General features: G+C 45.7%; 16 protein-coding genes. 3 read left to right on the forward strand and 13 right to left on the reverse strand.

The window, feature by feature from the left end; translation table 11 throughout:
• Positions 1-13: 13 nt before the first annotated feature.
• The 4 genes from ACPW7J_RS11580 to ACPW7J_RS11595 form a co-directional block, all read right to left on the reverse strand.
• On the reverse strand, positions 14-553 hold the full coding sequence (locus tag ACPW7J_RS11580; protein WP_161874136.1) for a hypothetical protein: 540 nt from the start codon (positions 551-553) through the stop codon (positions 14-16).
• Between the two features lie 99 nt (positions 554-652).
• On the reverse strand, positions 653-1,750 hold the full coding sequence (locus ACPW7J_RS11585) for a Na+/H+ antiporter NhaC family protein (RefSeq protein WP_425755283.1): 1,098 nt from the start codon (positions 1,748-1,750) through the stop codon (positions 653-655).
• The gene (locus ACPW7J_RS11590; RefSeq protein WP_425755284.1) at positions 1,671-2,168 is read right to left on the reverse strand and encodes a hypothetical protein; all 498 of its coding nucleotides are present in this window, start codon (positions 2,166-2,168) and stop codon (positions 1,671-1,673) included. Before ACPW7J_RS11590 ends, ACPW7J_RS11585 begins: the two co-directional genes overlap by 80 nt.
• A gap of 281 nt (positions 2,169-2,449) precedes the next feature.
• Entirely contained in the window at positions 2,450-4,150 is a 1,701-nt protein-coding gene (locus tag ACPW7J_RS11595) for an FAD-dependent oxidoreductase (protein WP_425755285.1), read from the reverse strand.
• Positions 4,151-4,335: 185 nt separating this feature from the next.
• Between ACPW7J_RS11595 and ACPW7J_RS11600 the strand changes: the two genes are divergently transcribed.
• Together ACPW7J_RS11600 and ACPW7J_RS11605 are read left to right on the forward strand one after the other, a co-directional pair.
• Positions 4,336-4,869 carry a C-GCAxxG-C-C family protein gene (locus tag ACPW7J_RS11600; RefSeq protein ID WP_161874138.1) on the forward strand — a complete coding sequence of 178 codons (534 nt, stop codon included), beginning with the start codon at positions 4,336-4,338 and terminating at the stop codon, positions 4,867-4,869.
• The gene (locus ACPW7J_RS11605; RefSeq protein ID WP_425755286.1) at positions 4,859-5,392 is read left to right on the forward strand and encodes a DUF2284 domain-containing protein; all 534 of its coding nucleotides are present in this window, start codon (positions 4,859-4,861) and stop codon (positions 5,390-5,392) included. The genes ACPW7J_RS11600 and ACPW7J_RS11605 overlap by 11 nt, the downstream gene beginning before the upstream one ends.
• A gap of 64 nt (positions 5,393-5,456) precedes the next feature.
• Here the strand turns inward: ACPW7J_RS11605 and ACPW7J_RS11610 are convergent, their stop codons facing one another.
• The 9 genes from ACPW7J_RS11610 to ACPW7J_RS11650 all read right to left on the reverse strand — a co-directional run bounded on the left by ACPW7J_RS11610 (position 5,457) and on the right by ACPW7J_RS11650 (position 14,122).
• Positions 5,457-5,759, reverse strand: a complete 303-nt coding sequence (locus ACPW7J_RS11610; protein ID WP_425755287.1) for a YunC family protein — start codon at positions 5,757-5,759, stop codon at positions 5,457-5,459.
• A gap of 79 nt (positions 5,760-5,838) precedes the next feature.
• Positions 5,839-6,771, reverse strand: coding sequence for a thiamine pyrophosphate-dependent enzyme (locus ACPW7J_RS11615; protein WP_425755288.1), 933 nt, complete (start codon positions 6,769-6,771; stop codon positions 5,839-5,841).
• Positions 6,768-7,958 carry a hypothetical protein gene (locus ACPW7J_RS11620; RefSeq protein WP_425755289.1) on the reverse strand — a complete coding sequence of 397 codons (1,191 nt, stop codon included), beginning with the start codon at positions 7,956-7,958 and terminating at the stop codon, positions 6,768-6,770. The genes ACPW7J_RS11615 and ACPW7J_RS11620 overlap by 4 nt, the downstream gene beginning before the upstream one ends.
• Positions 7,959-8,261: a 4Fe-4S binding protein gene (locus ACPW7J_RS11625; RefSeq protein ID WP_425755290.1), complete on the reverse strand. Its 303-nt coding sequence runs from the start codon at positions 8,259-8,261 to the stop codon at positions 7,959-7,961.
• Positions 8,262-8,311: 50 nt separating this feature from the next.
• Entirely contained in the window at positions 8,312-8,893 is a 582-nt protein-coding gene (locus tag ACPW7J_RS11630) for a 2-oxoacid:acceptor oxidoreductase family protein (RefSeq protein ID WP_161874144.1), read from the reverse strand.
• 1,248 nt (positions 8,894-10,141) lie between these two features.
• Positions 10,142-10,720, reverse strand: a complete 579-nt coding sequence (locus ACPW7J_RS11635; RefSeq protein WP_425755291.1) for an NAD(P)H-dependent oxidoreductase — start codon at positions 10,718-10,720, stop codon at positions 10,142-10,144.
• Positions 10,721-10,733: 13 nt separating this feature from the next.
• Entirely contained in the window at positions 10,734-10,955 is a 222-nt protein-coding gene (locus ACPW7J_RS11640; protein ID WP_425755292.1) for a YdbC family protein, read from the reverse strand.
• Between the two features lie 3 nt (positions 10,956-10,958).
• Positions 10,959-12,797: an ABC-F family ATP-binding cassette domain-containing protein gene (locus tag ACPW7J_RS11645; protein ID WP_425755293.1), complete on the reverse strand. Its 1,839-nt coding sequence runs from the start codon at positions 12,795-12,797 to the stop codon at positions 10,959-10,961.
• A 158-nt stretch (positions 12,798-12,955) separates the two neighbouring features.
• Positions 12,956-14,122: a CD0519/CD1768 family membrane protein gene (locus ACPW7J_RS11650; protein WP_161874259.1), complete on the reverse strand. Its 1,167-nt coding sequence runs from the start codon at positions 14,120-14,122 to the stop codon at positions 12,956-12,958.
• Positions 14,123-14,302: 180 nt separating this feature from the next.
• On the opposite strand from ACPW7J_RS11650, the gene ACPW7J_RS11655 reads away from it, so the two are divergent.
• A complete protein-coding gene (locus ACPW7J_RS11655) occupies positions 14,303-15,172 on the forward strand; it encodes a LysR family transcriptional regulator (protein ID WP_161874148.1) in 870 nt (289 codons plus the stop codon).
• The last annotated feature ends 14 nt before the right edge of the window (positions 15,173-15,186 follow it).

Here is a 15,186-nt window from a genome sequence, read left to right on the forward strand (position 1 = left end):
TAGATTTTTTAGATTATTTTTTAGAACGCTTTTTCTTTGCCTTTGCTCTCGCCTTCGCTTTTGCTTCCTGTTTTGCGCGCGCCTCACGCATTCTTGCCTCATCCAATTGTCTGTTATATTCGTCCGCGTCTTCTCTGCGTTCTTCTTCTGTTCGATCATCTACATACATATTTGGATTCATCTTCTTAGCCAGTTCCATTACGCCCCAAGCATCTTCCTCTTTAAACACAAAGGCTCTGATTGTCACATCCTTGGCGATTTCCAAGAGTATGTTGGGTTTGGCTTTCTTAAAATCAGGGCGAATCGCGGTAATCTGACTCCACTCCCATTTGTTGGTCACTTTCATTCCAAATAGGTCGTATTCGATACAAACGCCTTTCTCAGATACCACATGCTCCTTTTTGAAGAAGATTGCCAGTGTAAGAATCACTGCCAGCATGATATACAGCCAATTTCTTTGTAAAAATGCCATATACAAGATAACAATGCCGCCTACCAGCAAGTATCCTTTCCGCTTTGTGTCTCGTGTTTTTACGATACCCTTGTAAACCATATTGTACTCATTCCTTTACTTTTCTTTTGCAAAAAGCGCATACCCGTAAAACGGGTATGCGTACGCTCTTTATGTTATATTTTGCAATTTGCCAATTTATTATGCGATTCCCTTATAAGTACCGTCTTTTCTGAGCTCAGCAAGTCTTTCGAGTGCGTGCTCGTGTTCTTCAGCAGGCGCAGCAGCAGGTTTGCCAGCTTTGACCTTTCCACCGAAGAATCCGGTATGAGAACCATCCGCATAAATAATGTTGCCGCCCCAAGCTGCAGTAGCCAGGGAAATAATTGGATTCAAGATATTGGTGAAGCAGAATGGCAGATAAGCCATAGTGCTTACGCCCAGCATGGAGGAATGATATACACCGCAGGAGGACCAAGGTACCAATGCGGAGAACAGTGTTCCGCCGTCTTCTGTACATCTGGAAAGCATGTTTCTGGAAAGACCCATATCGTCGATCTTTTCTTTGTACATAGCTGGTGGAATGATGAGACCCAGATACTGGTCGCACATGGTCAGGATACAGAACATTGCAGTAACAATAACTGCCGCCATCAGGTGGAACGGAGTTCTGATCTTCTTGATGAAGGATCCCAACAGAGCTTCTACAGCTCCGATTCTGGAATACATACCGCCGAAGCCGATGGCAATGAGAGCCATATTGATGGTCCAAAGCATGGAATCCATACCGCCTCTGTTCAGCAGTGTATCAGCCAGTTCGTTGCCGGTTTCTGCGGAATATCCATAGTGCAGCATGGAGATACATTCTGCAAAGTTAGCGCCCTGGAAGATTACCGCGAAGATACAGCCTGTTACGGAAGCAAGCAGTACTCCAGGAATAGCCGGCATCTGCACAAGGGCTACGATGATGATTACTGCGATCGGCAGAATCAGAACAGGGCTCATGTATGCAAAGTGACCTTCAATTGCGGAAGATAAACCGTTTACCAATTCCGGATCGTATTCACCAGCCTGACCGGTCAGAGCCAGTGCACAGTAAATTACAAACGCTACCAGGAACGCAGGGAACGTCGTTCCGATCATTGCTTTTACATGGTCGAACAGTCCAGTCTGAGAAGCTGCTGCCGCCAAATTGGTGGAGTCAGACAGCGGGGAGAATTTATCTCCAGTACAAGCGCCAGAAAGAACCGCGCCTGCAATCATAGCAGGGTTGATACCCATGGTTGCGCCGATACTCATAAACGCGATACCCAGTGTAGGAAGATCCTAAGGACAAACCTACAATCGCGCACAGTACGCAAACTGCCGGAAGGAAGATTGCCGGTGTGAAAATCTTCAGGCCATAGAATACGATGGCAGGAATCGTTCCGCACCATTCAAAGGAACCTACCAAACATCCTACAAAGAGTAAGATGAACAGCGCTTCTAGAATCTGGCTTACAGAATCAAAGCCTGCCGCCATGATTTCCTTTAGAGGAATCTTATTTTTTACACCGATAATACAGCATACTACCGCCGTAATCAGTACATAAATGTGAGGGTCATTGCCCCACTTGAAGTAGAAGTTCGCAAACATCAGTCCTAAAAGTGTGAGAACCGGTAAAATGGCCTCAAACTTATTAGGAAGACGTTCGCCAGTTTTTTTCGTTTCTGTCATTACTAACTAACCTCCTAAAGTATGATAAAAAATAATTTCTTCATTTTGCATTGTACCATATCTGCCATCTCCTAAATTAGTCTTAAATCCAGTGTTTTTTGCAAAATATTTGCAACTTTCTTATCAAACATTAGAAACAAACATCAAAAATTTGGCGTCACGACACAAAACATTATGAATTCTGTCATCATTATACCATTCTTGTCGGATATCGCAATGATTATTTTGCTACTTTTATTTACCAGTTTGCTATTTCTGAAAACTCCATCAATTGACTACTATTACTCAAAGTTATACACTGTTACAATTGGCTCTCTGCCCAGCGTCTTGTCATTGAAGTATTCATACAGGCTGATTCCCAGGAAAGAACCGCTGATATTGAAAATATTACTGAATCCGTTGCCCTGCAGACAGCATGTCGCATAATAGGATCTCTGGCTGGAACGACAATGCAGATAAACCGGCACATCCTTTGGAATTTCAGAAAGTCTGCCGCGCAGCTGCCCCAGCGGAATGTTTTTGGCGCATTTCAGATGTCCCGCTTCAAATTCTTCCGGGCTTCTTACATCGATGATGCAGGCGCCGCTCTCCGCTAAGTCACGCACTTCGTCCACATGGACCTGTTTGATCCTTCCATTGAGTACATTCAGGGCTACCAGCGCAGCCAGATTGACGACGTCCTTTGCCGTTGAGAAGGACGGCGCATAGCACAGTTCCAATTCTTTCAGATCTTCCAGTGTACCGCCCATGGTAATCATAGTCGCAATCACGTTAATTCTCTTATCTGTCTCACCGGTACCAATGGCTTGTGCGCCCAGAATTCTGCCGGTCGGCACTTCAAAAATCAGTTTAAACACCATGTAGTTGGCGCCCGGCATAATGCCGACTTTATCTGACGGAAAAATCATCACAGAATCATAGGAAAAGCCTTCCTGCTTTGCTGTCTTTTCGTTCAGCCCCGTACACGCCGCATTGAGTCCGAACAGTTTGATACAGGATGAACCGATAAATCCTTTGTTGTTTGCAGGAATTCCATACATATGATCCGCCGCCGCTCTTGCCTGACGCTGCGCAGGTCCTGCCAGCGCAATTCTGCCCGGTTTATGAGTCAGGCTGTTAAAGGATTCGATGGCGTCTCCTACCGCGTAAATATCCGGATCGGTGGTCTGATAGTTGTGATTGACCTTGATGCCTCTGCTGTCTCCGATTGCAAGTCCCGCTTTTTCGGCAAGCTCCGTCTCCGGTGCAACGCCAACTGCCATAATAACCGCATCTGCTTCAATGCTGAATGTCTCACCGTTTTTTACCGCCGTCACGGTTCCGCTCTCTATGGCTGTCACCGAAGATTCCAAATACAGGTCGATGCCATGATCATCCAATTCTTTGTGCAGAATCTGCACCATATCATAGTCATACGGCGCCATAATCTGCCCGGTTCCCTCAATAACAGATACCTGTTTTCCAGCTTCACGCAGATTCTCAGCTGTCTCAATGCCGATAAAGCCGCCGCCGACTACCGCAACCTTTTTCATTTCAGCAGCGTCCAAATAGGTCTTCAGTCTGCTGATATCTGTCACGTTTCTGATGGTAAACACATTGCTTCCGTCGATGCCTTTGATGCTCTTCGGCATGACAGGCTTTGCCCCTGGAGAAAGAACCAGCTTATCATAACTTTCCTCAAAAGCTTCTCCCGTGTTCAGGTTTTTCACCGTTACAGTCTTTCTGTCGCGATTAATCGCTGTCACCTCATGTCTCGTATATACATCTATATCATGATTGTTCTTGAAATCTTCTGGAAACATCATAATCAGGTCTTCATCAGAGCCTACAACGCCTCCGAGATAGTAAGGGAGAGAGCAATTGGAAAAGGAAACATGTGCCCCTCTCTCAAAAATGACAATCTCTGCTTTTGCATCCAATCTGCGCGTCCTTGCAGCCGCAGACGCACCGCCGGCTACACCGCCTACAACAACCAATTTCATAAGAATTCTCCTTTCAAAGTACACAAATACTCAATCATAATAATTTTATCACTTCAAAATCCGCATTTCAATTTATTGATTTGCTGATTATCTTGTCATGACGACGGATCTCTTGTTTTTTTCTCACTTTTCAGCTAAAATATTTCTAACGTACTACATCGTGGAAACTGAGAGGAGTTATTATCATGCAAGATTATACAAAATTACCGCAGGAAGAAAAAGAAGCGTTAGTCAGAAAAGCGATGAACGTCGGCATCCAGACGGAAACTGACTACGGCAACTGTATTCAAAGTATGCTCAACGGACTTTATTCCGCATTTCCTGACTTTGGCATCACTGAAGACATGTTAAAAGCATGTTTTGGAATTGCCGGAGGCTGTGGCTGCTGCCTGGAGGGCACCTGCGGCGCACTTAACGCGGCGGCGTGGGCAATCAGCATCTGCTACGGTCGTCCCATTGATGATTTGGGCGGCGACTACGACGCCTGCCATGCGATGGTCAGAGAAGTTGCTGATACCTTCCGCAACGAATACGGCGGCATTCTCTGCAAAGACGTCATGATTCACACCATGGGAGATGTTTATGACTGGAAAACACCGGAAGGTGATCAGGGATACATGGATCATAATGGCACACACCACTGCGCTACTGCAGTTGCGTTCTGCGCGGAGATCATCGCAAGAATGATTGTAGAAGGAAAACTAAAACATGAAGCATAAAATCGAACGATTTGAAACCACCATTCCTGTCAGCGAACTTTTGGAACAGTATTTTGATTTTACACTGACCCACAGTAAATGCAGTCAGTGCCCCGGCTATCAGAAAACCTGGTCTTGTCCTGACTTTGACTTTGATCCGGCTGACTTCTGGAGCCAATTTTCGCAGTTCCATCTGATTGTGGACCGCGTTTCCTGTGCGTCAGCTCCAACCGCGGAAGATGCACAGAACTGGCTTTTCGCAGAAAAGACACGATTCGATGCAGAAATGCGACAGCTGGAACAACAGTCTCCCGGCAGTTACGGACTGGCAGCCCAGGAATGTGTTGCCTGCAAAAAATGCGCCCGCCTTTCAGGTCACCCTTGCGTGCATCCTGAAATCATGCGCTATGGGCTGGAATCCATTGGCATCCTTGCTGTCAAGCTGATAGAAGATAAATTCGGCTTTTCCGCCCAGTGGTCAGACGGCGTTTCTGTCCCTGATTACTATCTGCTGATTGGCGGTGTTATTCTAAAAAATAAGTAGGGGTTGTCTATAGCCCCTACTCTCTTTTAAAGTTCATATGTCTTATTGCTTTATGATATTTCGCTTATCCGTTCAGCTTATCTGCAGCCTCTGCCCCTGTCATGCCTACTTCAACGCCTAAAGCAGCGGCTTCCGGCGTTACGCTTTTCACCGGATTTGCCAAAATCTCCTCAAACGTACTTCCACCTATAACTGCCGCGGCGTCATTGACTACCTCGGCTGTATTTGTGTTCAGATATCCGCACATGATATATCCCTTCTTGCATAGCAATACCAGCATGTTTGGATGTCCCTCTCCTCCCGGAGCTACAATGCGCAGCCCTTGCACCGGCCTTTCATTTACATTTAGCATTTCAATTTGAATCATGACTACTCATCTTCCTTTCTGATTTCTGCTTTTATTATATGCTTGAATTACCCGTTTGTCCAGGTGTTTACCAAACCGTTTAAAGATCACATCGCTGTTTCAGTTTTTCCCACTGAGCGTCTACATAATTCTGAGCGTCTTCGATCATCCACTCGTTGCCCTTTGCAAACATATGCTTAAATCTTCCCTGTTTTTCCAGAAAGCGCTCTACCGGCAATTTTTTTGCAGGTTCATAGGTCAACCGCCATACGCCGTTTTCCACCTCGTATAAAGGCCATACACAAGTCTCTACCGCTAGCTTGCAGATTTCTGCCAAATCTTCCATTTCATAACGCCAGCCTCTTGGACACGGCGACAGAATATTGAGGAAACAAGGTCCCTCTGTATAAATCGCCTTATGCGCTTTAGTATGCAGATCGCGAAAATCACCCAGAAACGTTGTCTGTGCCGCATAAGGTACTCCGTGAGCCGCAATAATCTCAGTCAGATTTTTTTTGTTCTGTACTTTTCCGTACGACTGCGTTCCTACCGGCGTTGTCGTCGCGTCAGCAAAACGGGGAGTCGCTGATGACCTCTGAATACCGGTATTCATATATGCCTCATTGTCATAGCAAACATAAACCATATCATGTCCCCGCTCCATAGCGCCGGACAGAGACTGAAATCCAATATCGTAGGTACCGCCATCGCCGCCAAAGCAGATAAACTTATAATTATCTTTAATTTTCCCTTTCTTCTTCAGGACATGATATGCTGTTTCCACGCCGCCGGTCATAGCGGCCGCATTTTCAAAAGCGCTGTGAATATAGCTATCTTCATAAGAAGTATACGGATACATATATGTAGAAACCTCCAAGCAGCTTGTCGCGTTAGATACAACCGCTTTATCGCCTTCTTCCAGCGCGCGCAGCACACCGTTTACCGCAACGCCTGCACCACAGCCGGCACAAAGTCTATGTCCCGGGGCGAATCTTCCCTTCTTTTCTAATTCTCTTTTTAAACTGTAGCTCATCTCTGCTCCTCCAAATCTCTCACGCCAATGTGTCTGTATACTTCTCCCACTTGGTCGCTTTCAGCCATTTGCTCCAAGGCTCTGAAAATTTCTTCAAAAGTATTCACGGTAACATCCCTACCACCCAAACCGTAAACGTAATTGACAGCTAACGGTCTTTGCGGTAAATCATAAAGAGCGCTTCTGGTTTCAGCAAAAACCGGTCCTCCGCAAGCAGAAAAGCTTTCACACTTATCCATAACAGCCACAGCTTTAACCTTGGATAAAGCTTCTGCAAGTTCCTCCATCGGGAACGGACGAAAAACTCTCAATTTAATCAGTCCTACTCTTTTGCCCTGCTCACGCAGCTCGTCTACAGCATCTTTGCCTGTGCCGGCAGAAGATCCAATAACAACTACCGCTGTCTCTGCATCCTCCATTCTATATTCCTCAAAGAATCCATATTTTCTGCCGGATACTTTTTCGTACGCTTTTCCTACCTCCAGAATACGTTTTTTTGCATCCTTCATAGCCTCTGCCTGCGCCTTTTTGATCTCCATATAGTACGGTGACACGCCGTAAGGTCCTACTGCTAACGGATTTTCTGCTTTTAACAAATAATTCTCCGGCTCATACTCTCCCACAAAGTCCTTCACGTCGGCATCATCCAGAAGTTCGATGTTTTCTACCGCATGGCTGGTGATAAAGCCGTCCTGACAAATCATAATCGGCAATCTGCAATGCTCGGATATAGGCATAGCCTGAATATAGTTATCATAGGCCTCCTGGTTATTCTCTGCATAGATTTGTATCCATCCTGTATCGCGACATCCCATAGAGTCTGAGTGATCGCAATTGATGTTAATCGGACCGGTTAGAGCACGGTTAACTACAGCCATGGTAATAGGCAACCGGCTGGAGGCGGCTACATATAACAGCTCCCACATAAGCGCCAAACCTGCGGAGGAGGTTGCTGTAATAGCCCTTGCGCCTGCCGCTGACGCACCGATGCAGGTAGACATAGCCGAGTGTTCAGATTCCACTGCTACGAACTCCGTCTCTACCTTCCCGTCAGCAATATATTTAGAAAAATACTGAGGAATTTCCGTTGATGGCGTAATTGGAAATGCGCCCATCACATCCGGATTGATCTGCCGCATTGCATATGCAATAGCCTCATTACCACTCATCCTATCTTTTACAGTCATCTACTTTTCCTCCTTTCCCATGGTAATCGCACCGAACGGACATACCTTTGCGCAAATACCGCATCCTTTACAATGATATAAGTCTGTTTCCTGTCTGCGTCCATCCTTAACAGGAATTGAAACATCTGGACAAAAAGGTACGCAAAGCATGCAGTGCTTACATTTTTCAGAATTGAAAAATGGGGTTAATATTCTCCATTCTCCTGTATTAACTAATCTGGATGTGCCCGGCTCATAGATCTCTGCTCCACAGGTCAATTCCTGCCAGGCGCTATGTTCATTGATATTCTTCGCTGATCTCATTACTGACTTCCTTTCTAAAACTTTCGCATTTTTACGCATGTCTTTCGTCCTCAATCTACCTTAACCTGATCCATGGACATTTTCAAAGCCTTCATATTGCCATCAATAACATCCGGCTTTGACGCGAATTTATGTTTAAAAGATTCTTCCATATCCTGAAGAAATTTCTCCTTCTCTACTACCTGACTGATTTTTACTATAGCTGCCAGCATCGGCGTATTCGGAAAATTCTTGCCTAAAGTCGCAACAGAAATCTTCTCTGCATCTACAGTACAAATCCTACCTTCATATCCCGATAACAAAGGTCTCAATTCTGATGGCTCTTTACTACTGTTGATAATAATCGCTCCTTCTTTCGAAAGCCCTGCGGTCACATCCACCGTATGCAGCAAGGTCTCATCTACAACAACTACATAATCAGGTTCATAAATATTGGAATGTACTCTGTTTTTTCCATCTGAAATTCTGTTATATGCTGTAATCGGCGCTCCCATTCTCTCTGGTCCATATTCTGGAAATCCCTGCACCTGCTTACCTGAACTGAAGGCTACGTCTGCTAGAAGCAGGCATGCCGTCTTAGCGCCTTGTCCTCCTCGGCCATGCCATCTGATTTCCACTGTATTCTTATCCATTTGCATCGATTTTCCTCCTACTTTTATTTTTTGATCTAACGTCTTCGCTATCGCTCGCTTTCACCGGGTTAGGTTCTCGCCCTAGCTTGCTGCCAATCGCACTTCGCGTCTCCTCTCGTTCTCTTGGGCAAGCCTCGCGTTTGACCTACCTACGCTTCAACCTTCGCTATCGCTCGCTTTCACCGGGTTAGGCTCTCGCCGTAGCTTGCTGCCAATCGCACTTCGCGTCTCCTCTCGTCCTCTTGGGCAAGCCTCGCGTTTGACCTACCTACGCTTCAACCTTCGCTATCGCTCGCTTTCACCGGGTTAGGTTCTCGCCGTAGCTTGCTGCCAATCGCACTTCGCGTCTCCTCTCGTCCTCTTGGGCAAGCCTCGCGTTTGACCTACCTACGCTTCAACCTTCGCTATCGCTCGCTTTCACCGGGTTAGGCTCTCGCCGTAGCTTGCTGCCAATCGCACTTCGCGTCTCCTCTCGTCCTCTTGGGCAAGCCTCGCGTTTGACCTACCTACGCTTCAACCTTCGCTATCGCTCGCTTTCACCGGGTTAGGTCATAAAAAAAACCGTCCTGTATCAGGACGGAGATAAAACAATCTTCGCTAAACCACCTGCTACAACATACCATCATATGTTCTTCCGATTACGGGGAAGGCCCGTCAAAACTTACTCGGCTGTCATAGTCTATGCCTTTCAGTCCTGCAACTCAGGAGTGATTTTCAATATACATCTACATTCAGTGCCGGGCTCACACCATCCCCGGTTCGCTGGAACCTTTTCCACGTAAATTTACTGTCTCCGTCAAAGTCTTTGGCTTGCTATTCAATTAAGAGTATCTTACTACTTTAAAATTCCAATGTCAACAGTTTTTTTGTGCGTTTTTACAAATATTTTCTTCAATATTAGGATGCACGCACATTATATCTTTCCTTTATCAAAACGCTTAGCATCCTCTCATACCCGGTTAAGGGAATCCTTATTCTCACTCAAATTCCCTTAAACTATCCAACTCTGAGTTTAAGGTTTCGTTCTCTTTTCAACAATTCCCTTAAACTATCCAACTCTGAGTTTAAGGTTTCGTTCTCTTTTCAACAATTCCCTTAAACTATCCAACCCTGAGTTTAAGGTTTCGTTCTCTTTTCAACAATTCCCTTAAACTATCCAACTCTGAGTTTAAGGTTTCGCCCTCTTTTCGGCAATTCCCTTAAATTCACCATTGAGACAGCAGCAACAGCAGCAACAACAGCGCTTTTTTAAAACATATCTTCGATCTCCTTTACTGCAGCGTCCATAATTGCTTCTGCATCGTAACCTGCGATATCCAGCATATCTGCTTTGATGCACCGTGTCTCATCAATTCCAGTCATATCCGCGATTGCGCGCATGTAATCATAGCCATAGTTTTTATCGCCGATAGCCCCTCCCGCCGTTGTAATATAGATCATCCTCTTTCCACGGCAAAGCCCGACAAAACCCTGGTCCGTAGCCCTAAAGGTTAAATCGGCCACCATAATATTTTCAATATACACTTTCAAAATCGCGGCAAAAGACAAATCCCAGTAAGGCGTACCGATAATAATATAATCTGCCGACTGGTACTGACGAGCCAAATCAAACATAGGCTGATCAAAATCCTTCCGTCGAATATAGCCGTCCCGTTCTTCTAATTCATCCTCTGTATGAGACTGTACCACTCCTCTGCGCAGCGTAACAGTTTCCAACACTGCCTCCGGATGCGCTTTCATAAACAACCCAATATACGTATTGCAAAGCTTCTTTGTCCTGGATTGCCGGTCGCGGATACAGGCATCTAAAAACAATACTTTTTCCATAAACCAACACCTCCTACAATTCTCTCTGCACCAACAGTTTAGCTAAAGCTCCTGCTTCTTCCTTATTCAGCGTAATGCCTTTGCCCATCTTCTCATGATCAGGAGCCCAATCTCTCAGATCATATTTAGCTGCCGCTCCATTCCAACTGATCAGATTCAGCTCTTTCCTCCAGCCCCTTGCGTTTTCCGATAAAATTCCTATTTCTTCTATAATATCATATTTAATATCAGCCATAATTTATCTCCTTTTATAATTTGCAATTTTTTCCGCCAACTCAGACAGATACTCCCACCGTTCCATCTTCTCCATCAATTCTATCTCCAATCGGCTTCTCTCCTCGGTCAAAGCAGCCAACTTGGAATAATCTGTGGCATTTTCCGCCATATCGGCTTCCGTCTGCGACAACTGCGCTTCTAGCGCTGCTATATCCTCCTCAATCGTCTCAAATTCCTTCTGCTCTTTGTAGGTAAAACGGGGACGCTCTGATTTCGTTTTGCTGGATAGATGGTCGTCCCCAGACGAAGCGACATCATTTCGTCTGACACCCTTTGATGACTGTGCAGACTTGGCGCGCCGCTTTTCCTGGGCCTGTTCTTCTTGCCTGCGGGCTTCATAGTCGCTGTAACTGCCGTTGTACGCTTTAATCTCTCCCTGACCTAGGAATGCAAAGGTTTTGCGGGTTACCCTGTCCAAAAAATATCTGTCATGGGACACCGCAATAACCGCTCCGGAAAAATCGTCTAAATAATCCTCCAATACAGACAAGGTCTCAATGTCCAGATCATTCGTAGGTTCGTCCAGGATCAATACGTTGGGCGCCTGCATCAAAACGCTGAGCAGATAGAGCCGTCGCTTTTCACCCCCCGACAGCCGTCCGATTTCCACCGAGTGCATGTTCGACGGGAATAGAAAACGCTCCAGCATCTGAGCAGCCGAGAAGCTTCCACTTTCCGTGCGCACCGTACCGGCTATGTCAGCAATATATTTGATAACACGCACGCTCTCATCCAGCGCCTGATTCTCCTGTGAAAAATACCCGATTTTCACCGTTTCACCCTGAACCACTGTACCCGCGTCCGGCGTCACGTTACCCATAATCATGGACAGCAGCGTCGTCTTTCCGCACCCGTTAGGCCCTATGATCCCCAAACGGTCACCTCGCAGCAGGGTATAACTGAAGTCTTTGATCAAGGGGTTTCCGTCGTAGGCTTTCGCGAGGTCATGGATTTCGATAACCTTACGGCCGAGACGGCTGGAAACCGTATCAATTTCCAATTTAGGGTCATCGATAACTAGCTTACTGTCCTCCAGTTGATGGAATCGCTGTATGCGGCCCTTTGCTTTCGTAGTTCTTGCCTGCGCTCCGCGCCGTATCCACGCCAATTCCTTCTTATATATCGCCTGTCTCTTCCGCTCTGTGGCAAGAGCCATTTCACGGCGCGCCATCTTTGTCTCCAGATAATAATCGTAATTGCCATCGTAGCTAATCAAACAGCCATTATCAATTTCAACAATGCGATTCGTCACCCGATCCAAAAAGTACCGGTCATGGGTAATCATAAAGAGCGCGCCTTTAAAGTCTGACAGGAAATTTTCCAGCCAGCAAATTACCTCTGCATCCATATGATTCGTAGGTTCGTCCAAAATCAAAAGATTGCTGTCCGAAGTCAAAACAGCCGCCATAGCGACCCGTTTTCTCTGACCCCCAGATAGCTGTCCCATTTTCTGATCAAAATCAAACATTGAAAGCCGAGTCAACATCGACTGACACTGATATGGTTCATAGCTCCTGCCCATTTCTTTTAGATATGCCTCAGCCTGTTCCAATACCGTCATCTCAGGATCATAAACAGGATTCTGCGGCAAATAGGCAGTCCTTAAATCCTTTGACTTTGTAATCGTGCCATCTTCCGCCTCCATTGCTCCGGCGATAATCTTTAATAAGGTGCTTTTTCCCGTGCCGTTAACGCCGATCAGTCCGATTTTATCCGTGTCGGCAATAGATAGATCAATACGGGTCAAAAGCGGTTTTTCAGTATAAGTTTTTTTGATATTTTCTGCGTTAAGTAAAATCATGATTCTATTATATATGCTCTCATCGGTAAGATGCAAGTGGCGATTTAAATAAATCGCGCAAACGCACGGAGGCCGCCGGAATCAATTTTTCCCGGCGGCCTCCGCACAATTTAAGACATTTATTATTAAGAAAGGCACTTTACTATTTCAATCATCTGCTAACAAATCAATATGTACATCCAATGCGCCGCTACACCCGCACACAAACCGCCAATCGTATGGCATAGGATAGCATGGCCAGTCAAGTGACGGAATTTCAAGGAGTCCATCATCGCTACATGGGTGCTGAGATATCCACTCCAACACATACACATAGCTGTAAATACCGCGATATCGTTTCCTGTGGCCAAACCGCCTTCTACCAGACCCGGCACCAGGCCAATGGCCGCGCCTGCCGCGCCCAGGGCTGTAATCGGCACAGAAATTCCTTCTGCAGAAGTAAAACCAAACAACGGAGACAACACTACATTAAGTTTTTCCGCTACCCATGGAAGGAATCCGATTCCCTCATAGGCCGCGCCGGTAAAGGTGCCGTCATCTGACGCGCCGTTAGTCAGCATCATAACAATCGTACAGATAATCAATACGCCCGGAATAATAGCTACACCCATAGAAACACCATTTTTGCCGCCTTCCAGCATAGCCTCCATAAAACGGCCTCCAACACTGCCGTTTCGAATAATTCTCTCGTTCATCGAAATTTCCACGCCGGTATTCTTTACATCAGCTTTTTCTTCTGTGCCATACATTTTTTTCGTCTTGATCAACATAAGTCGAGCGCTGACAATACTGCCGATAATCGCGCCCAGATTTCCGATCAAAGCCGCCGCTGTATAGCTCCCTCCGTCAGGCGCTTTCAGGCCGATCATAAATGTAGTAATGATCATACCCATTCCGAAAGCCGTACCGATATTCGTTAACGCCGGCAGCTGGTACTTCTTAAAATACCGCCGAAAATTATCATCCTCCGCCAAAGTAAGCACTGCAGGATTATCCGATAAATATGTAGTCATAACGCCTACTACCGCCGCTCCAGGCAGACCATACAATGGCTTCATCAAAGGCGACAGAATTTTATTAATTGCTGCCACCACGCCAAATTCCGTAAGAAGACCCGCGACGGCTCCCGCTATTACTGCAATAGCCATAATATAAAAAACAGTATTCATCAGAAGATCGTAAGCAGTATTCAGCATGGTATTCATCAAATTTACCGCGCCCATCCGGCTCCCTAAAACACCAAAGATAGCGCCAAATATCCCTAGAAATACCAGCGTTTCCAAGCTGAACGCTTTTTTTACGCGAACTGTACTCTGTGCCTGCATTTCATTACCCATGGTCTTCTCTGCGCCGTTCGCCCTTTTTAAAGAAAGGTTTCCTTGCATTTCATTCCTCCTAAATACTTGTATTTTTTCTGCAAATAGTGTATCATTATTAACAAAATTACAAAAGCAAATTTTTATCATCTTTTACATGACAAATCCAGATAGAAAGAAGCGTGTGCCATGGAATCTAATTTGCAGAAATACCAGGCTTTTCTTAAAACCGTAGAATATGGCAGTTTTACTAAAGCCGCAGAACTTTTAAACTATTCTCAGTCAGGAATCAGCCGCATGATCGCTGATATTGAAAAGGAATGGAATCTGACCTTGTTGGAACGAGGTAAAGCCGGCGTATGGCTCACTTCCCAAGGTGAAAAACTGTTGCCCTTTATTCAGTCCTTATGCAAAGAATACGATGCATTGATAGAACAGGTAGACGATCTTTCCGGACTTCATACCGGATTGATTCGCATCGCGACCTTTTCCAGCATTGCCACCCATTGGATTCCAAAGATAATTAAACATTTTCAGACCGACTATCCCGGCATTGACTATGAGCTGCTTATGGGCAATTATGAAGAAATTGAAGAATGGGTTGTAAACGGCAGGGCAGACTGCGGCTTTCTTCCTCTGCCGATTCGCTCTCCGCTGGAAACCATTCATCTTGAAATGGACGAACTCCTTGTCGCCCTTCCCAAAGGTCATCCGCTGGAACACTGCGACAAATTCCCACTGCAGGCCCTTTGCAACGATCCTTTTATCCTTCCCAAAACCGGAAAAAGAATCGATGTTGCCCAGATATTTACACGCCATCACCTATCGCCAAATATTCGATGCTCCACATTCGACGACTACGCTATTATGGCTATGGTGGAAAACGGCCTCGGTATCAGCATTCTGCCCAGCCTGATCCTAAAACGCGCGCCTTACAATATCATAACAAAACATCTGGAAGTACCCGCATACCGAAATCTGGCGCTGATTCTACGAAGCCAGAAAAATGCTTCCCTTGCTGTAAAGCGCTTTCTAGAATATCTGGACTATCGAGAATAAAGTTGAAGCAGAAC

The organism is Ihubacter sp. rT4E-8, from assembly GCF_049852125.1.
Lineage (GTDB): Bacteria > Bacillota > Clostridia > Peptostreptococcales > Anaerovoracaceae > Senimuribacter.